16 protein-coding genes and 3 pseudogenes are annotated in these 19,587 nt (G+C 45.7%); 4 read left to right on the plus strand and 15 right to left on the minus strand.

The window, feature by feature from the left end:
* Nucleotides 1-24: 24 nt before the first annotated feature.
* Nucleotides 25-114, minus strand: a pseudogene (locus ACE41H_RS02275) (thermonuclease family protein); the annotation flags it as partial.
* A 524-nt stretch (nt 115-638) separates the two neighbouring features.
* Between ACE41H_RS02275 and ACE41H_RS02280 the strand changes: the two are divergent.
* The gene (locus tag ACE41H_RS02280; protein WP_375353040.1) at nt 639-1,043 is read left to right on the plus strand and encodes a VOC family protein; all 405 of its coding nucleotides are present in this window, start codon (nt 639-641) and stop codon (nt 1,041-1,043) included.
* Between the two features lie 104 nt (nt 1,044-1,147).
* On the opposite strand, the gene ACE41H_RS02285 is transcribed toward ACE41H_RS02280, so the two are convergent.
* From ACE41H_RS02285 to ACE41H_RS02305, 5 genes are all read right to left on the minus strand, one after another.
* On the minus strand, nt 1,148-2,647 hold the full coding sequence (locus ACE41H_RS02285; protein ID WP_375353042.1) for an alpha/beta hydrolase family protein: 1,500 nt from the start codon (nt 2,645-2,647) through the stop codon (nt 1,148-1,150).
* A gap of 208 nt (nt 2,648-2,855) precedes the next feature.
* Nucleotides 2,856-4,544, minus strand: a complete 1,689-nt coding sequence (locus tag ACE41H_RS02290; RefSeq protein WP_375353044.1) for a methyl-accepting chemotaxis protein — start codon at nt 4,542-4,544, stop codon at nt 2,856-2,858.
* 19 nt (nt 4,545-4,563) lie between these two features.
* Nucleotides 4,564-5,883, minus strand: a complete 1,320-nt coding sequence (locus tag ACE41H_RS02295) for an ABC transporter substrate-binding protein (RefSeq protein WP_375353046.1) — start codon at nt 5,881-5,883, stop codon at nt 4,564-4,566.
* Nucleotides 5,884-6,288: 405 nt separating this feature from the next.
* A complete protein-coding gene (locus tag ACE41H_RS02300; protein WP_375353048.1) occupies nt 6,289-7,410 on the minus strand; it encodes an NADH-dependent flavin oxidoreductase in 1,122 nt (373 codons plus the stop codon).
* Nucleotides 7,411-7,580: 170 nt separating this feature from the next.
* A complete protein-coding gene (locus tag ACE41H_RS02305) occupies nt 7,581-8,153 on the minus strand; it encodes a TetR/AcrR family transcriptional regulator (protein ID WP_375353050.1) in 573 nt (190 codons plus the stop codon).
* A gap of 173 nt (nt 8,154-8,326) precedes the next feature.
* Here ACE41H_RS02305 and ACE41H_RS02310 point away from each other — a divergent pair.
* Nucleotides 8,327-8,404, plus strand: a pseudogene (locus tag ACE41H_RS02310) (ABC transporter permease); the annotation flags it as partial.
* A gap of 98 nt (nt 8,405-8,502) precedes the next feature.
* On the opposite strand, the gene ACE41H_RS02315 reads toward ACE41H_RS02310, so the two are convergent.
* The 7 genes and pseudogenes from ACE41H_RS02315 to ACE41H_RS02345 form a co-directional block, all read right to left on the minus strand.
* Nucleotides 8,503-9,705, minus strand: a complete 1,203-nt coding sequence (locus ACE41H_RS02315; RefSeq protein WP_375353052.1) for a glycoside hydrolase family 5 protein — start codon at nt 9,703-9,705, stop codon at nt 8,503-8,505.
* Between the two features lie 684 nt (nt 9,706-10,389).
* Complete coding sequence (locus tag ACE41H_RS02320) at nt 10,390-11,649, minus strand: MFS transporter (protein ID WP_375353159.1); 1,260 nt, start codon at nt 11,647-11,649, stop codon at nt 10,390-10,392.
* 364 nt (nt 11,650-12,013) lie between these two features.
* Nucleotides 12,014-13,117, minus strand: a complete 1,104-nt coding sequence (locus ACE41H_RS02325) for a Gfo/Idh/MocA family protein (protein ID WP_375353054.1) — start codon at nt 13,115-13,117, stop codon at nt 12,014-12,016.
* An 84-nt stretch (nt 13,118-13,201) separates the two neighbouring features.
* Complete coding sequence (locus ACE41H_RS02330) at nt 13,202-13,627, minus strand: MarR family winged helix-turn-helix transcriptional regulator (protein WP_375353056.1); 426 nt, start codon at nt 13,625-13,627, stop codon at nt 13,202-13,204.
* Between the two features lie 93 nt (nt 13,628-13,720).
* A pseudogene (locus ACE41H_RS02335) lies at nt 13,721-13,906 on the minus strand (PNPOx family protein); the annotation flags it as partial.
* 131 nt (nt 13,907-14,037) lie between these two features.
* Complete coding sequence (locus ACE41H_RS02340) at nt 14,038-15,111, minus strand: Gfo/Idh/MocA family protein (RefSeq protein WP_375353058.1); 1,074 nt, start codon at nt 15,109-15,111, stop codon at nt 14,038-14,040.
* Nucleotides 15,112-15,141: 30 nt separating this feature from the next.
* A complete protein-coding gene (locus ACE41H_RS02345) occupies nt 15,142-16,293 on the minus strand; it encodes a Gfo/Idh/MocA family protein (RefSeq protein ID WP_375353060.1) in 1,152 nt (383 codons plus the stop codon).
* Nucleotides 16,294-16,448: 155 nt separating this feature from the next.
* On the opposite strand from ACE41H_RS02345, the gene ACE41H_RS02350 reads away from it, so the two are divergent.
* Nucleotides 16,449-17,333: a helix-turn-helix domain-containing protein gene (locus ACE41H_RS02350; protein ID WP_375353062.1), complete on the plus strand. Its 885-nt coding sequence runs from the start codon at nt 16,449-16,451 to the stop codon at nt 17,331-17,333.
* 117 nt (nt 17,334-17,450) lie between these two features.
* On the opposite strand, the gene ACE41H_RS02355 is transcribed toward ACE41H_RS02350, so the two are convergent.
* A complete protein-coding gene (locus ACE41H_RS02355) occupies nt 17,451-17,915 on the minus strand; it encodes a DUF8821 family protein (protein ID WP_375353064.1) in 465 nt (154 codons plus the stop codon).
* 94 nt (nt 17,916-18,009) lie between these two features.
* Entirely contained in the window at nt 18,010-18,489 is a 480-nt protein-coding gene (locus ACE41H_RS02360) for a GyrI-like domain-containing protein (RefSeq protein WP_375353065.1), read from the minus strand.
* Between the two features lie 111 nt (nt 18,490-18,600).
* On the opposite strand from ACE41H_RS02360, the gene ACE41H_RS02365 reads away from it, so the two are divergent.
* Nucleotides 18,601-19,563 carry a helix-turn-helix transcriptional regulator gene (locus ACE41H_RS02365; protein WP_375353067.1) on the plus strand — a complete coding sequence of 321 codons (963 nt, stop codon included), beginning with the start codon at nt 18,601-18,603 and terminating at the stop codon, nt 19,561-19,563.
* The last annotated feature ends 24 nt before the right edge of the window (nt 19,564-19,587 follow it).

Below are 19,587 nucleotides of genomic sequence, written 5' to 3' on the forward strand. Positions count from 1 at the left end.
ATAATTCTCAATGCTCCAGATCCCTACCCCTGACATTTGAGCTTTAGCTTGAATCTCTTTAAACTGGTCCACGTACTTAATATTCGGTGGATATATGTATGCTACACGAGCATATCCCTTTTCTAAAACAGGTCTTTATGTTTTTTTGCATGGCATATTAAAAGGGTGCATTTTATCAGCACCCTTACGCCTGGTTTTAATAGAATTGTCGGCTCCTTAATCTTCCAAGCGAATATTACTCTCACGAATGGCAAAGGTCAGACTTGAGCCATACCGCCATCTACGAACAATTCGACGCCGTTCAAATTCCTGCCGGAAGCGATTCAAATATCTTTATTTGTGGCAAAGTTCATTCATCATAAACCACCATAATTTCCTCTTCTGTAATCCAGATTACAAAGATTTTTTCTTAGAGTCCAAAGACGAATAAGAACCTATATCCCTACAAATACTTACGAAAACTTGATATCACTCTTTTCCTATGATTTCTTTATAAAACACTACTGACATACCGTTGTCAGTAGTGTTTTTGTATAGTCGAGTAAGTAATCGTAAAGGAGTGGAGTAAATATGAAGTATTTGGCCCAAAATGATATGATACGGTATTGTATCACTTATTATAGGAAGGATGGTATCTCGTGAATTTTGCTTCTGTACGCATCATTACTGATGACGTGGATCGTCTCGTCGAGTTCTATGAGAAAATCACGGGTGTTTCGGCGGAACGCCCTGCGCCTGTCTTTGCCGAACTCGTTATGCCATCGTGCACCCTGGCGATCGGCCACTCCCAAACGGTGCAACTGTTCGGCGCTGGTTCCGCAGTGGCGGCCAGCAATCACACTGTCATCATCGAGTTCCACGTCCACGATGTCGATGCCGAATACGAGCGCTTGAAGCCGTTTGTCGATGAGTGGGTAAAGGAACCTACCACAATGCCGTGGGGGAACCGTGCCGTGCTGTTTCGCGATCCCGACGGCAATCTTGTTAACCTCTTCGCGCCGGTGACCGAGGAAGCAATCAAACGGTTCAGTGGTAGGCGTTGACGGACAGTTGAAGTGAGTGAGGCGAATTTCGTAGAGACCATAGCGACGAGCTATGGTCTCTTCATTCTTATTAGCATATCAAAACCGGTAGCCTGCTCCGTACTTTATAGCGCGGTTACGAACTTCACTTCCGGAAAGCGGCTATCCGGTCCTTTCATTAAGATTCCGCCTTGATTTTTCAGATACATATCGAAGAAATCAAGCATATAGGCATTGATAACGGAGTTCGCTCTTTCGGGCGCAATCGATCCGGTAATGCCCAGCATGTTGAAAATCGGAGAAACAAACTGTACGTCGGCAAAATTCAAATGCTCCGTATTTTCGATATAGAGAACTTGTCCCCCTTCGTCGACCGTTTCGCGCATCCGTTCAAGCTCCAACTTTTTATCTTCCGTTACTTGATCCTCCCACTCTCTTGTTGAGCCCATACGGTTAAGCTCTGCATCCGTGTATACCCGGTTATCGATCACCCTTTTTAATTGTTCGAAATAGCTTTCCGAGTTGATGAACAAAAACGGCTTTCGCAGACCCTCTCTGTCACGCAGCCGATAAAGCCCTCCATCAAGGTCTATTCCAACCGCGATTCGCGGATCGTAAGAAGCGTCATAGGCCGTCGCTCCGCCGATGGAATGGCCGAACACCCCGACATGACGAAGATCAATCCTCCCTTTTAGATGACTTGGAATCTGCCCCGATTGGATGAGCTCGAATTGGTCCAGCGCAAACGCCACATCGCCGGTTAGAACTTCTCCCAACTTGTCGCGATTTTCTCTACTCGTCCGGTAATCTTGGCCCGGCGAGAATAAGTCGTTGATTGTGCTGGTCGTGATTCGCCCGTCCGGAAACTCAGTTGCAAATGTATTGTAGGTGTGGTCGATCACGGCCACGATATATCCGTGACTCGCAAAATTTTCGGCTTGCGACGTGTGGAGGAACCTGGAAGAGCCGTTGCCGGGATTCGCAAGGATCAGCGGGTATGAAGTCTGTGCCGAAGAGACTTCGGCTCCCGAATAAGCATGACCGGATACGTACTTCAAGTGTTGAAAAGTAAACCCGGGAAGGCCATAGTCCGCGGCCATATAAGGCAAAACCTGAGGATTGGGAACAAAGGGCGCGTACTTGCCGGTGCCGGCTTGAGCCGGATACCATACCTGAACCATCAATTCTCTCTTGCCATTTCGGGCTTCGTCGAAAATCTCTTCCCTATTCGTATCCACGAAATGAAAAGTTTGCGTTCCTACCTTTAATTCGCCTGTCGGTTCAGGTAGTTTAAATACAGGAAAAGCATACATGAGCCCCGCTGTTACGACCAGCATTATTGCTATAGCGGTATAAGCCGTTCCCAACATGAATCTCGGAATTTTTTGGGGACCGTTGTTTTTAAAATAGCTATAACCTGAAATGGCTAAAAATATGATCGTGATGCAATATGGGAAAAATAGCTGAACTCTGTATCCTTCCACCGTCCAATGAATGACCAGTAAAAGTGTGGCGAACCCGCTTGCAACGGATACTGGAATTCTACGCCGTCCTTTTTTTAATAGAACTGTTAATGCAAACAAGCCGATGCTTGACAATAAGAGCAACAGTTCAAACAACCTCATCTTCAATTCTCCTTTCGCTCTTTTAGTATAAAGACGGTTCCGGAATCCAAAATGTATCAGTTACGGTATTGTATTCTGTCCTTTCGTTCAACGACGAACGGCGACCGATCGAGTGGCCGGCCGCCGCATGTCATAATATTACTTTATTGAGAAGCTCAAATCACTTGTTTAAAATGCGTATCTGTTAGTTGAAAAAACGGCAGCTTCTTTAAAGCTTGACGTCCTTGACAAAATGCAGCAGCTCCTCGGACATTTTAGCAAGCTCCTGGGAGGACGAGGTGATCTCCTCCATCGTCGCCAGTTGCTGCTCGGTTGCGGCAGACACGCTTATAGCGCCGGAAGACGTTTCTTCAGCCACTTCGGCAACCCCCTGCAGAGAGACCGCCAGCTTGTTCGTTGCCTCGGACATTTGCTGTGATGCCTCGGATACCGACTCGATTTGCAGGCTCACGGAATTGACGGCCTGCTTGATGTTGGCGAAGGCTTCGCCAGCAACAGATACCGCGGCAATCCCGGCTTGCACAACCTCCGTCCCCTCTTGAACGGATTGGACAGTACGCTCGGTATCCGACTGAATGGAACGGACCAACATGGCGATTTGTTTGCTGGATTGCGTCGATTGCTCGGCCAGCTTGCGTACTTCCTCCGAAACGACGGCAAATCCGCGCCCGGCTTCCCCTGCGCGCGATGCTTCAATCGCCGCGTTAAGAGCGAGCAGGTTCGTCTGCTTGGCAATGCCTGCAATCACCTCTACGATTTTGCCGATTTCATCAGAGCGCGAGCCGAGAATGCTCACCTCTTCAGTAATGTTTTGCACGGTAGTTTGAATATTGCCCATTTGCTCGACAGCCGTTTGCACGGACACGCTTCCGTCTATCGCAGTCTGTGCCGCGATTCGTGATTTCTCGGCGACTTGAGAGGCGCTTGAAGCAATGCTGCCCGCTTCCACGGACATGTTGTTCACAAAAGCAACGCTTTCCTGAATCGCTCGAATCTGCTTCTCGGAGCCCTCGGCCACCTGCTCGATAATTTCGACCACCTGCTCGGTGGCTTTTGTTGTCTGGTCGGCTCCTGCGGTAAGCTGCTCGGATGACGCCGCGACCTGAAGGGCATTTTGCGATACTTGCTCAATCAGGTTACGCAAATTTTGCATCATCGTATTAAAGGATGTGGCCAGCGTGCCCAGCTCATCACCATTTTTCACGTTCACGGCTTCGCTGGTCAGATCCCCATTTGCAATCAACTCGGCGGCTTTCGTGATTCGCACAATGGGTTTGGTGATTAACCGGCTGATCACAAACGCAATAACGAAGCCTAAAATAATCGTAGTGACCGAAATAATGATGATCGTCAGCCTCGTTTTGAGTATATGGTCCGAGATCAACGCCATATCCTGTTTTAAAGCTTCTTCCTGAAGCTTGATGTAACGGTCAGCCGTTTCCATGAACTTTTTGATGATTGGTTCGTTTTTGGCGGCGACACGCATATAGTCTTCTACTTTATTCAGTTTTTTGAACTCGATCATTTCCTCGGCGTTGCTCGAGTAGTTTTGCTGAAGCAAATCGAGCCCTTGCAAAAGCAGCCAGTCGTCAGCATCGGTTGTTACGGCCTGAATCTGTTTGCTCACCGCGTTGTAGCTGCGTACGGCATCACGATATGCGTCTATTTCCGATTCGTCATTCATCAGGAGGAAATTGGTGATGCTAAGGTTTTCATTTTTGATCGAAAGGCTTAAATCCTTAACCTGGCTGACCACGTCAGCGCGTTCCTTCAGCAGTTTCTGGTACTTTTCATTAATCGAATCAAGCTCGACATAGTTAAGTGATGCGACAGTTGCGAGCAATAAGAGGACGGATAGGAAGCCGCCATAGAGCTTTTTGCCAATGGTTAGTTTCATCGATTAGTGTCCTTTCGGCCTAAGAAGCGGCATCTGCAAAAATTTCGTTCGCGCCGTCCCGGAATTGTTTTGCAGCTTCCTCTGGCGTCATTTGCCCAAGCAGCATCTTGTTTCTGATTTTGCTAAACAACGTATTGATACTGCTGGACACCAGTGGAACAGGAGGGTCGATCGGACTTGAGTTTTTCTCGACATGCTCCATGTAGACATACTGCTCTCTGTCGCTTCCCTTCATTTGGTCCAGCAAATGCTCGCGTACTTTGGCTGTGGCCGGAACACCGCGTTCGCCCAATAAGATTTCGTTCGCTTCAAGATCATTAATGAAAAAATCAATAAACAGGGCAGCCTCCTCGGATTGCTTGGTATAGGAAGAGACAGAAAAATACATTGATGGCTTGACGTAGTTTCCTTCGGAGCCGCCCTTAAGCGCCGGGAATGGCAGGAGCCTCATGGCTGTGCCCGACAAGCTGCTGTAAGAACCGACGTTGTTGCTCGTGATGGTGTGGAAAGCGGCTCGCTTGTTGATGATCAGCGCATCCTTATCGGAGGACAAGGCATTGATCACATCGGGACTCGCCATCAGCCCCTCATCAATGAGCATTTTCTCCATCTTGAAGAAGTCGGATAAATATTCATCCTTGTCATAACCCAGTCCTTTGCCGTCAGCTGCATAGTAGCTGGCTCCATGTTGCCTAAGATAATAGGCGAAGTCAAGCGCGCCAGAACCGATCGGTATAAAATCCGGCTGATTGATTTGTTCTTTGAGCTCCCTCGCTGTCTGAATGAGGTCCTCGTACGTATATCCAGCCGATAGCGTTGGAACGCCCGTTTGCTCGAATATTTCGGGATTGTACATGACGGATGGGGCATTCACGCCAGTAACGATGCCGTAGAGCTTTTCGTCAAACGTGCCCGCCGCGCGTGAACTGTCATCCAAATCGGAAACATCAAGCTTCCCGGAGGCAACCAGATCATCCAGCGGCATAATCAGCTTGCGTTTAATATATTCGTTGATATATTTGTAGTCCATCTGGATAACATCCGGAAAATCCTGATCGGCTGCTTTCATTGCAAGCAGCACCCAATAGTCGCCGTTCGGCGCGTCCGTTGGTTCGACTTTAATGTTTGGATATTTTTTCTCGAATAATTCAATCACCTTCATTGTTCTTTCTTTCCGTCCATCATTGCCCCACCAGGCCACTTTAAGCACTTTTTGACCCTTTGCTGCACCTTCGGCTTGTGGCTGTACGGCAGCTGTTTGACTGGTGCAGCCGGTACCGATCAGAGCCAGGATGATGAGAGTCAGGATAACGCCCCGGATGTCTAATGCTGTCTTCACTTATTTCCCCCCTGCGGTCTTTGCAGACCTGTATGAATGACTTCTAACTAATTTATCGGATTTACAAATGTTTTAATTAGAGCACATATATCAAATTCACAATGTGATTATTTTTCGTTGTTAAAAGAATTTAATGCGTGTATGTAGAGAAAATAGTTTCGCGAATGTAAACGATCGGCCGTGTTATCTGATGACAATCCATTTACCGTTGACTCGTCCCTGCGAAAAAAAGTTAAAAAAACGGCAACCGGTAGTTGGCCGGCTGCCGTCATGTATTGTTCAAAATTAAGAATCTACTGAATTAATAATGCAGTGTCTTCGCTGCTCTCGGGCTGCCGAAGATAACGAGATTTTTGCCAGGCTGCAGTCTGTTCGATGTTTCATTGAGCTATCGATACCCGTCCCTTAAGCTTTGTTGATCGCAAACCAACCCGGCATTGCCTCAATCACATTCAAAAGCTTGTCCGGAATTTCCAGCTGATCGAGTTTTGATACCTTCAACTCTGTATCGATTTCGGCCTCCCGGCCAGTTTCGACCTTTTGAACCCAATCTGGGTCCGTAATTAACGCATGACCGATCGCAATTAACGGTAACCCTAACTCTGCAGCTTTAAGCGCATCGTCCGGTGTTTTAACAGAACCAGCTGCGATAACCGGTACTCTGCCGTTTACTTTTTCGAGAATCAATTCGAGTATCGGTTTATTACCTTCGTTATCAATCGGTCTCGAGGCCAGGTCACCTAAAGAAGCATGGATATAATCGACATCCAATTGAACAAGCCGTTCGATTAATTCGTAAGTATCTTTCATACGCAATCCCCCATCTCCTGATTCTTCGGGGGAAATGCGGAAGCCCAAAATAAACGGTTTTTGCGTATGTTTCTTAATGACACTCTGGATCTCTTTAATAACGGCTGTAGGAAAACGCAAGCGGTTTTCGAGTGTGCCGCCCCATTCGTCGGTACGTTGATTTGACATTGGGGACCAGAAGTTTTGAACCAAGAATCCATGTGCCCCGTGAATTTCGATACCGTCAAACCCAGCTTCAATTGCTCTTCTCGTGGTTTCTCCAAAGGCACGGATCATGGATAAGATTTCCTCGTGGGATAGCTCTCTAGATTCTACGCTTGGAGCAAAAGGCGTCGCTTCCGTTTTCATTGCACTAGCACTTACGATATCGAGGTCCGGCAAAGCTTTATTACCGGCATGGAAAATTTGAAGCAACGCAGGAGCCCCGCCACTTTTCGCAGCATCTGCGAGTTTTCGCAAGCTCGGAATAAAGGAATCGTCGTAAGCGGCATATTCATTCGTAAAGCCTTGTCCGTTTGCAGTGACCTGCGTGCACCCTGTAATCACGAGTCCAACCCCGTTCACTCTTTTGCGGTAATAGCTCGCCTCCTCGTCGGATATAGTTAGATCATCGTTGCTTGCCCAGGTTGTCATTGGTGCCATAACGACGCGATTCTTGATCGTGATGCCGTTATTGAAGGTGAAAGGTTGGAACAGTTGATTATATTTAGTATTCACTTTTTCTCCTCTTTTCATAAAATATTAATCGAACGTTCGTTTATTGTTAAAACAAAAAAATTCTGGATTACCTTATGATCTCCCGATTGATCCATTTTATAATAAACGATCATTCGATTAAAATCAAGCGGTTTTTAATCAGAGGGACTTGACCCTCTGAAAGTATCGAACTATGCTTTTACAGCATCCCAGCACATTTGAATCAATTCGTTCACGCTTTCCTCTTTCAACTCCATTTGTCCACCAAAATATCCTTTAGCATATTGCATGGCTGGATTAAACATGAACATATGGAGCAGACTCGTATCAACCTGTTTGAAAACTTTCTGACTCTTACCTTTTTCAAATAAGTTAAAGATCGGCTCAAATAAATCTATTCCTTCTTTGAGGGATAGCTTATGAAGGAGAGGCGAGTTTGAAAATTGCTCAACAAATAAAAATTCATCTTTGTTGGTCAAAATAAAGTTAATAAACTGTCTCAAGGCATGATCAAATGCTGCTCGGATGGAGATGGAGTCATCGTAATTATAAAACACTTCTAGACTCATCTTCTTTTTGATGCTCAAATACAATTTATTCAGCATATCCTCCTTGTTTTCAAAGTAAACGTAAATCGTCGAAGCAGATACGCCTGCTTTCTTCGCAATCTTGGACATTGAAGCATCCGATAAACCAATTTCATTGATCAGCTGGATCGCTGCCTTAAAAATACTCTCACTTTTTTTTTCATCTTTATGTCTCATGGTTCAAAGTTAAACGACCGTTCGATTAAAGTCAAGTAGATCCTTCAAGGATAAACTATCTTCCCGGTAGCTTAATCCCCATCTGAGTCTTTCTGTTTGTCATAATAAACATTTCATCTTGCCGGCATAACCGATCCCTTTGCTTTTTTCAAACGAGTCGTACAGACGATTAGTTGGCGATCTTGGTCCTGCATCCGTTTCTGCAGAAATATTTTGTGCACGGCGTTATGATCGGTGCGCTCAAAGAATGATGGATAGCATGGTTTCGAGTATACAATAGATAGATAAAACGGCATGTCCCTCTCTTTTACAGGAACACGCCGTTTGCCCGTTTTGGCGCAATGTTTGCTTATTGCATACCTTGCATGATGGCATCAATGATGCCTTGCTGGGTAACGGTATAGTTTGAACGGTTAAACAAAGCGAAACCATGCTGACCGTTATGTCCATTGTCCCAATAAACAGGAACCATTTTGTATTTCTTCGCGGCTGCTGTCACAGCTTTGGCATAGGCTTGACGATATACATGATTGCTTGAATCATACGGCGTTTTATCGATGGAGCCGAATTCACCGATTACAACAGGATAGCCTTGAGTTACAAACTTATCGTACATGGATTTGAATTGCGAATCCAGATAGTCCTCTTGTCCCCAAGTAGACTTTTTGGAAGGATTCGTGGCTGTTGCTCCCCACTGTGTAATCGTACCGGATTCTTCACCTGCAAAATCCCAAGGAGAGTAATAGTGTGCCGAGATCATGATTCTCTTTTGCGAGCTAGGAATTGATGGGGATCTGAAATTGTCTGTCGGAAGGACGAAGCCATAATTACCTGCAGTATAATCAATATTGGTATTCCAGCCCGGAATGAGCAACCATCTGGCATTGTTATTACCACCGGTCTTCCGGACAGTATCCACGAAGATTTGATTGTAGGCGTTCAGATTAGTGTAATATGCCTGATTGGGATTGCCGTAGTTCCCGTCAAACACTTCGTTCATGGATTCGAAAATAAGACGCTCATTATAGCTGCTGAACTTGGTAGCAATCTGCTGCCAAACCCGCTGATACTTTTCCTTAATGGCAGCTTGATTGCCTCCATTCACCAGCAACCATCCACCCGGCATGGAATTGTACCCATCGCCATGGATGTTAATGACGACATACAAGCCTTCATTGTAAGCATAGTCAACCACGGTTTGGATTCGATTCAACCATGCGTCGTTAATCGTATAATTGGGAGCGCTTCCAATATGATTGAAATAAGAAACGGGGATTCGAATCGTTTTGAAGCCCGCAGCCTTCACCTTTTTGATCAGCTCCGGGGTAACGGCAGGATTGCCCCAAGCTGTCTCATTCGGTATGCCGTTTACCGTTGCTTCAAGCTGATTCCCCAAATTCCATCCTGCACCCATCTCCGACACCATTTGCGAAGCCTGCAATGACCTGAAATCAGCTGCTGATGCGCGGGTACTCCATCCGGTAAAGACCACAGAAGCCAGCAATACAAGTGCTAAGCTGCAAACTCCATATTTCTTCATTTTTTTGAGCATAACCCAACCTCCGCTTATCATATTGTTTTCCTTATCGATCAAACAAACGAAATCACCCCCATTACCAACAATAACACATTTATGGGAAATAAAGAAGCGTATTCTGTGTTTCCTTTGACTATTTGTTACAAAATACTCCATCCCCAAATTAACTGAGAAAGCCTTTGCCTTTAGGTATGGGATGAAGCCAACAGCCTTTGGGCCGTTCAATTGCTCGACATGGTTTTACTTGATATAATAAAAACAAGTGTTCGCTCTTTTGGAAACAGCAACATAGATATGCGGTTGCTCGGTCTTAAAGAAAAATTCCCAAATGTTTATACGAATGATCTGGCAATGGTACCGAGTTATCGTTTATAAAGTTCCATTTACGGGTACATATGCGCGTACTATTGCCTTTGAGGTTTTTATCAATCTTGTCGGATATAGTTTCTTCTGTTTGTCTTATGTTTTTAAAATTCTTTTCACACCATTTGCGGTAATGATGTTATGTTGGGGCTTGCCTTACATTGGTTTTTATACCAGGAAACATGGTAGGCTGGCTGGCGGTCGTATTAATGTCATACTTTTGACAATCATCGTGGCTTTAAACGTTATAACTTACTTATGGGGCACGATTCTGCAATTGTATTTGTAACTTTCGGTTTTTTTCCTTCGATATGAATTGATGTTGTGATAACGGTCTCAGTTCTCTTTCTGTTGTGACCGTGACCATACTACAACTGGGATAAGCAATAGCGACAGAATTGCTCCGGACATGGAAAGTGTCGCATAACTAGATTGCGCGACAACCATACCGGACAGCGCACCTCCCGAAGCACCACCCAAAGCGACTAGGACATCTATGGTACCTTGTGTCTTCGCCCGGACTTGAGGCGTAGTGGCATCCACGATTGCTGCAGTCCCGCTAATGAATCCAAAGTTCCAGCCTAGTCCAAGAAGGATAAGTGCCAGTACAAGGAGCGTCATTGAATCACCAGGAACAATGGCTGCTAATATACCAGAGAGCAATAATGTAAAGCCGGCTATGTACGACATCAAGACACGGCCCAGTTTATCAACAAGATATCCGGTAAGTGGAGATGGCAGATACATCGCTGCAACATGTAGTCCGATAACAATTCCTACCTCACCTAAGCTATGACCATGGTGTTTCATATGAACGGGAGTCATGGTCATAATTGCGATCATCACCACTTGGGTAAGAACCATGACGGTTGCTCCAACAATAATACCTTTTATATTACCGCTTTGTTCTTGCACACGAGATTGATCATTTTGAATACGATCACCTGCTATACGTTGCTGCTCAGCAATAGCCTTGGATACAATGAGAGGATCTGGGCGCAAAAATAGCAATAGAACAAGCCCAGCTACAAAATATGCCGCTGCGGCCAACATGAAAGGCCCCGACAGTGCTGGAGCTCCTAATGATGTGGCAAAGTGCCCGGTGACATTCACGAGATTAGGACCTGCAACAGCTCCTAAGGTGGTAAATACCATAGCCGTACTAATTGCTTTTGCCCGATGAGCGGGTAAAGCCAGATCCGTACCTGCATAACGCGCTTGGAGGTTCGTCGCTGTCCCTCCTCCGTAAATCAACATGGAAATAAAAAGTAACGGAATGTTGTCGTAAATAGCTGCGAGGACCACGCCAATAGCTCCAATGCCGCCTGCGAGGAATCCGGTAGCTAAACCTACCCGGCGACTCAATCGTTGAGAGAGACGGCCGACTAATAGAGCAGCAATAGCAGAGCCAAGCGTAAATAGTGCAGTAGGCACTCCAGAATAGCTATCTGTTCCAAGCATAGCCTGTGCTAGCAACGCGCCTACCGTAATACCTGCTGCCAATCCTGCTCCGCCAAAAATCTGCGAAACAATAACCACTTTCAATGTTCTTGCATGCAGCCGACGCTGTTTCTCTGGTGAATTCACATATTCCATGATAGGATCTTCAATTATGTGTTCGTTACCGCCAAGCTCTAACGGATTTTCAGCCATGATCTCCCTAGTCCTCTCTTTGCTCATTTCTGGTGCCAGTTAACTTTCGAAATTTAGGCTATATCGTTAACCACGTGCTTCCCGTTTCTTCACATTGAAAAAGCCGCTGAAGCTGAGGCTTACTACATTCTCTTCTTACCATACAGCAAGGGGCTGTTTTATGCTAGGTTTTGGATAGATTGAGTCTAATGAGTGAACGTAAAAAAATCGGCAGCTGTCATGTGCTTGATAGCTGCCGATTCGTATTTTTATAGCATTTTCATGTTTCAATATTCATGAGAAATATGCATTCAAATTTAAATCCTAGTCATAAATACTGACGTTCACCGGTTTGTGCTGCTTTTTCCACAGTATCAAGGAACTGATGAAGTTTTACCGCGTCTGCAAAACTTGGAGTAAAGGATGTTCCTTTTTCGATATCCTGAGCGAATTTGCGGTAGGCCTGAGCAACATTCAGAACAAAACCTGAGTCATTTTTCAGGGAATCAGGTACCCGGTAATAGGAATCGGGAATTGTTAGCTCACTAAGCTCTTTGTCAGTAGGTCCTGCACCGCGTAGTTGGTGTGACCCGAATTGAATGGATGCAGGCGCGCTCAGCACGATCGTGCCCTTGTCTCCGAAGATTTCAAGCGTGAATCCTGTCTGATGTTTGACACCTCCTTGGATATGAACGCTGGCTGCTGCACCGTTTGTTAATTTTCCTGTAATCAGTATTTGATCATCTGTCGTTTTCTCAACGACTTGTTGGATATCCACCAACTCGACTTCAGGGAATTGTTGCGCTGTAACGGCTGAAAGTTCTGTAAAGTCCCCGAGCATGTAAGTGAATGCATCCAGATTATGTCCGCCTACAATCGTGAGCAAGTTGCCTCCGATCTTGCGATCAAATAAGTATGCCGTAGCTTTGTCAGCGACGCCACCCATTCCATCGATCGAAATCTTCAAATTGGCCGAAAGGACTTTTCCAACATAACCTTCTGCCAATAAATCCTTAACATAATTGATAGCTGGAGCCTGTCTTGCCTGTAAACCGATTGCGTTTGGCAATTGGCGGGACGCTGCCCATTCCTGCATTTCGAGCGCTTCAGCGGTATTTGATCCCAGTGGCCACTCGCAGTAAATCGGTTTTCCAGCAGGGGCAATTGCTTTTACTGCCTTATAGTGATCTTTAACGTTTATGCTGATGACTACCATATCCACATCGGGATGTTGAGCCAATTGCTCCATGTTATCGAAACCATGCTTTGCCTGAAAAGCCTCAGCACTCTTCTTTGCGCTCTGCATATTGCTTGTTCCAATTGCCGTGAGCTCAAATTCATGCAGATGCTCAATGGCTGGAATATGAGTACCTCTTGCCCATCCGTTGTTAATTGACCCACCAATAATTCCTGTGCGAATTTTTTTACTCATGTAAAACAGCTCCTTATTTTGAGTGATATATAACTTTGGTATCCACTATTTAGCTTGCTAAATATTTATGAAAGACGGAAGAACTCATGATAAGTTATCCTCCATCTTTTGCATGAGTTGTCTTAGTATCAACCGTTCCTCCATTGAAATAGAATGTAGCAATTTTTCCTGTTGCGCTCTCCATTTTACTCCAACTGGGACCTCTAGTTCTTTGCCTTTGTCTGTAAGATAAATGCGCATTACTCTTGCATCTTGTTTATCACGTTTGCGGTATATAAATCCATTTTGCTCTAGTGATTTAACCATATTCGTTACCGTAGGAGGTTCGCATTTTAAATGTTCACATAGTTGCATTTGTGTGACCCCATCGCCTAACCACAAACGATACAGTAAATTATCCTGGCCAACATAAAGGTTAAGCTCTCTTAGAGATTCGCTGTAATGTCGACGCATTTGGGAGGAGATTCGATCTAACGACTGACGAATATCACAATCCACTGAATCTGTCATGAATTAATCATCCCTCAAATATTATTTAGCGGGCTAAATATATCATGACGGATTTGCTGTGTCAAATTCATTTTTTGGCATATCCCTGTTTGTGATTACTGCTCCGGTTCCATACAGGCGCAGGATGTTCGGTGGCCCCTGAAATGCGCAGAACATGATCGTGATTCGACCGTTCTCTTCGATATGGGCACTGGTCTCATTGCCGCTGCCGGTCAAATCCAAATACGCGACCCTAGACTCGGACAAAATCCGAAAACTATCATATCCTTTCGGCGACAGACCACAAAACTTGAATTTTGGTTCGCATGATGCATAGATACACTCAGGTTATGAATGAGCCAAAAAGAAGGCAAATAAAAACCCGATGAAGTCGATTCACCGGGACTCTTGCTTATGCGGATTCGTAGTGTCTATTTAATTTTAATAGCCATCTCCTGAGCTTTCAGGCACAGCTCCGCCGCGAGGAAGGCATGCTCTTGTGTCATCGCGTTTTCGGTTCGATGCAAGCAATCCAGAATGAGCTCACCGAAGAAGGGATAGCCGATTTGTCCGGCCACCTGGAAGTGGAATTCTCCTTCTTGATTGACCAGATAGACGTGATCTCCTGAGTCGTCCCGGGCAATATCGACATTCTTCCGCAGCTCGATGTAGCCTTTTGTTCCCAAAATTATCGTACGTCCGTCTCCCCATGTACTTAATCCGTCCGGGGTCAGCCAGTCCACCCGGAAATAATTCGTCGCGCCATTATCCCCCAGCAAGGTCGCATCGCCGAAATCGTCAAGCTCCGGATAATCGGGGCAGCTGTAATTCGCGATCTTGCTGTGCAGCACTTCGGCATTCTTACACCCGGCATAATAAAGAAACTGCTCAATCTGATGGCTTCCGATATCGCAGAGAATGCCGCCATAGTACTCCTTCTGGAAAAACCACTCCGGACGTGAGGGCGCGTTCAAACGATGCGGGCCAAAGCCGGTGACTTGTACGACCTGGCCAATCGCTCCCTCCTCGACAAGCTGGCCGCCATAAACGGCCGATTCGTCATGTAACCTCTCGCTATAATAAACCATGTATTTTTTGCCCGTTTCACGAACTTTGGCACGGGCCTGTTGCAACTGTTCCAGGGTCGTGAACGGAGCTTTATCCGTAAAATAATCCTTGCCCGCGTCCATTACGCGCAAGCCCAAGTCGCAGCGTTCGGAAGTGATAGCGGCTCCGGCCACCAGTTGTACTTCCAGGTCCCCAAGCACTTCCTCTTCCGACGACGCTATTTGTACTTGAGGATACTTGTGCTTAAAAGCCCCCGCTCTATCCGGGTCCCGATCATATACCCACTTTAAGGTGGCGCCCGCTTCGAGCAGACCGTTTACCATTCCATAAATATGACCGTGATCAAGCGCAATGGCTGCGATGACGAATTCCCCGGGCTTGACGACAGGCATCGGTTTCCCGACAGGTGCATAGTTCATTCCATCCTTCTTATCCATAATTCACCTCGAATTATTTAATGTGATTGGCTATTCCAATTTCGTTCCAATCGTGATTTGCTGGTCGGCGAAGTTATCAACATGACCGCTTTTCTCGTAGAAATGAATGGCATTCTGTTTAACGCCTGCTTGCGTATAGAACGAGTCGCCCGCAGCCAGCGGAAGGCGGACGTTCTCTCCCGTGCTGGCGGACTTATAGATGCCCATAATCATCTCCAGGGTCGTGCGGCCGCTGACTCCGTCAATTAACGGCGGCTCTCCCGAATCGATGGCATGCAGGACGTTGTCGATTTGAGCGGTATGCCCTTCATACGGCAAATCCGGCAAGCTGTCGTAAACCTGCTGAAGCCGTTCTTCCAGCTCCGTATTCTTTTCCGGGAATCCATTCGATTTGGACGAGGAGGCCGTTACTTTCCAGGGAGCCGAGATGCGGGCATGTTGCCCCTGGAAGATAAACTGCTGCTCCTCACCATGATGAACGACCGAGCTCGTGATTTGCCCCAATGCCCCATTCGGATAACGAAGCATTGCGATCGATAAATCTTCGACCTCTGCATTGTCATGCGCGACATTGCTCATGAACGCCTGAACCTGCTCGGGACGGCCCATCATCCAGAGCAAAGCGTCGATGTGATGAACCGCATGATTAAGCGTACAGCCGCCTCCTTCCTTCTCCCAGGTGCCGCGCCACCAGAGATCGTAGTAGCAATGGCCACGCCACCAGAAGGAATCGACCTGCGCATGCAGGATAGGGCCGGCCAGTCCGGTGTCAAGCATCTTCTTAAGCTTCATGATGGGATTCGTGAACCGATTCTGCGCCACGACCGACAGCACTTTACCGCTTTTTTGCGCTGCTTCGATCATGAGATCACATTCCTCCAGCGAGGATGCCATCGGCTTTTCAACCAATACATGACTTCCAGCATTCAGAAAATCTACCGCAATCGGCGCATGCATATACGGAGGCAAACAGATGGAGACGAGATCGATCCCCTCATCGAGCAGCTCTTTGTAATCGCTAACAACTTTAGCATTCAATGCATACTCCTGCTTCTTCGCTTCTGCCTTGTCGGGATACATATCGCATAAGGCAGCAATCTCGCATCGCTCCTTAAACCGCAGGTAACCCTCGATATGAGCTTTGGAGATCGCCCCTGCGCCTATTATCGCAACCTTTAACATGATGATTTCCTCCCACGAAATTGATGTCCACAACATGATAGTACCCGAGGAAGGCTGCTCATTGTGAGGCTGCAAGGTGGAAAAAATAACGCTATATTGCGGTTTTGCCGGAGACTCGTTATAGTGAAGATGATTGAAGCAGGGGGTGTTTATTCATGCGATATGATCTGTATAAGTTTAATGAGCATCCCATTTATTTCGCCTATAAACGCAAAAGCGTAAACAACGAGCATAAAGAAACCTTTCATTCCCATCTGGGCATCGAGCTGCTGCTGATCCACCAGGGCCGGGGCACGATGATCGTCAATAACAGGAGCTACGAGATCAAACCCGGCATGCTCTGTATTTTTCAGCCTTTTCAGCTTCATCATCTGACGCTGGATTATTCACACGACCAATGTTTCGAACGGTCTTTGGCTATTTTTGAACCCACCATGTTCGAAGCGTATTTCGAGAAATGGCCAGCGCTTCATGCCTTCTTTACCTATATTTATCTAGGGAAGCTGCCCTTCCCTTGCCTGTACGGAGTTGACGATCAGCATATCCTGGTTCATCTATTTAGAAACTTTCAGGAGAGGTTGCCTTTAGGGGCAGAGACGAATCGATCGGAGGAAATTTCGCTTTTTCTCGTGAATTTCTTTCATTTTCTCAAGCCGATGTGGGGTCATCTGGAGGGGAACTACGCAGCGTATCCTGCCGGACGCAAAAACCACCAAGTGGAAAAAATATTAAGCTGGATCGAGACGAACTATCATATTCCCTATCGATTGGACGATTTGGCCAAATCGCTGCATCTATCCTCCTATCATCTTTCCCATTTATTTAAGGAAGCAACCGGGCTCAGCATTTCGGAATACATCGCGGCCCGCAGGATTCATCAGTCCGTTCGCTTATTGACAACAACGACCAAACCGATTTCGTTCATCGCCGAGGAGGTCGGCTTGACGAATGTCTCGTACTTCTGCAAATTATTTAAGGAACATATGGACATCACGCCCCATCAATATCGCAAAAGGTGGACAAATCATTCGTTCTACTAATATTTCCATTTCCTTTTCCTTATTTCTATATCCGGGATGCGGATGACATAAAAAATTAGCGAGGGGGAATTGCGTCACGTAAAATGACACCATTCCCCCCTCGGTGGTCTGCTTGCTTTAATATTCTCCTTTAATTACAAAAAACGAGCCACGAATGGTTCCGGCCAGTTTAGACTTCTGCCTGGCAAACTTAAACTTCCCTTCTAACTCTTCTGGTACCTCCATCCCCTCAGAAAGCTTCAAACCAACGGCCCGCTTTTTAGGGTCATCAACCGTATACATGACATTGAGCCCCAGACCATCCTCATAAAAGACGTAGGCAAATTGGATATTTGCCACTTGAAAACGCGATGTTTCCAAAGGCTTGGCCGCAAACTCAAGATTACGTTCTTCTTTCAAAATCCGGTTCACATAATCAAGGGTTTCCTGGCTTTCACTAGCTTGTACAACCGTAAATTCATGCTTATATTTGTTCATAAAGTAGCGGGCTTCATTAGCTCGTAAACCAGCCAGCGCTTCTGCTACTGGTGAAGACTCCAAGCCAACCGTAGACACATCTTTAAAATCAACGATATAGGACATTTCATTCCTCCTAAAAGTTTTGCAAGCGTTGCTTCTTAGAGCCAGCTTCGAGCAAAACTCGCATCGGAAGCATTCGCTTAAAGTTTTGTGAGCGTTATTTCCTTACAACAGGAATCCACATTTCGCCAAAAACTAAGCCGTTTAGCTGTCCCATCTCAACCGTTGCATTTGGCCCGCCAACATAGGCAACATTCTTTGCTTCCGCCAAGGCTTGACCAAATGCAATGCCAGTGAGCATATTACTCAACTCTTCAGCCGTCTTGCCTTCCCCTTTTACAACCAGGTATTCCCCTTTAGGAAATTGAATAATCCTGGTTGCTTCCGGCAGCGATGCCTCTGTCATGACGCCAGCATAATGCATCATCTTGTTATTCACCGCTTCGTTCACGGCAAAAATGTAGTCATTTGCGGCTATAGCCTTTAAAGTGTCGAGCCTTCCATCTTGTTTTACTGCCTGCCAAAAGTCTGCTTTTTCCTTGTTAATGCCGGCATAGTCTGTGTAATCGCTCTTAAGCTCAGTTCCAATGCCTAAAACGATAAAGCTGTCTTTTTCCTCAAGAGTATAATTTGCCATATTCAAAACCGTCCTTTTTTTAAAATTAATCAAGTGATGTTGTCTTTTCAATTGATGAGTTTATAATAACCATAAATCATGTCAAAAAATGAACCTGTTTAGGGGGGCCAGATGAAAAAAGTTGAACGGATTAATACCATCATGCGTTATGTCAACAACCGTGCCCACTTTACCATTTCTGAAATCATGCGAGAATTTAACATCTCTCGTTCGACAGCTCTTAGAGATATCCGAGAAATTGAAGCCATGGGGTTACCGCTAGTCGCTGAAGTTGGCAGGGATGGGGGCTATTTTGTCATGAGCAACTCTGTCCTGCCCACGGTTCGCTTTACCGATAATGAACTTAAAGCTCTGTTTATTGCCTTTATGGCCACAAGAAATCAACAGCTCCCTTATCTGAAGAGTCGTCAATCCTTAGCCGAAAAATTACTGGGCCTGATCTCGGAAAGCCAGCAAGATGACCTTGTTCTTTTAAATCAAATATTGCTGTTTGAAGGGACTAACCCCCATAATCCCGATCTGCTTGATCTGTCAGACCTGCCCCATCCTATGTTGGAAAAACTCATCCAACTCCTTCTGTTAGACAGCTATTTATTGGTTTCCATCGAGGAAGAGAAGGAAATAAAGTCTTATCCCATTGTTCTTTTGCACCTATATCGGGAAAAAAGCTTATGGTTAATTGAAGGTTTTGACTTAGAGGAAGAAACGAGGCGGATTTTTCCTGTCGACAATCTGGCCGATGTAGAACCATACTCTGCGAAGAAAAGAGTAAGCAAGAAAAAGATATTAGAAAAACTAAGCAAGCAGGAAGAAGTCATCAACCTTGTCCTTGAACTTGGTCCAAAGGCGATTGCCCAGTTCAAAAAATACCATCCTTTAAAAATTTCACTTTCCTATACGAATCCTTACCAAACCACAGCCATTCTAAAGACTTTTATCAATGTTCATCATTCAGAAGAATTAACCGAAATCACAAATTGGCTGCTTTTCCTGGGTGAGGATATCAAGGTCAGAGAAGTGCCAGGTGAAGTCTTGGAAGGTTTACAAGAGAGATTACGCTCATACTGCCCATAAGCAGTGCCGGTCAGGTATTTACTG

It is taken from the genome of Paenibacillus enshidis (genome assembly GCF_042136365.1).
Taxonomy (GTDB): domain Bacteria; phylum Bacillota; class Bacilli; order Paenibacillales; family Paenibacillaceae; genus Paenibacillus; species Paenibacillus enshidis.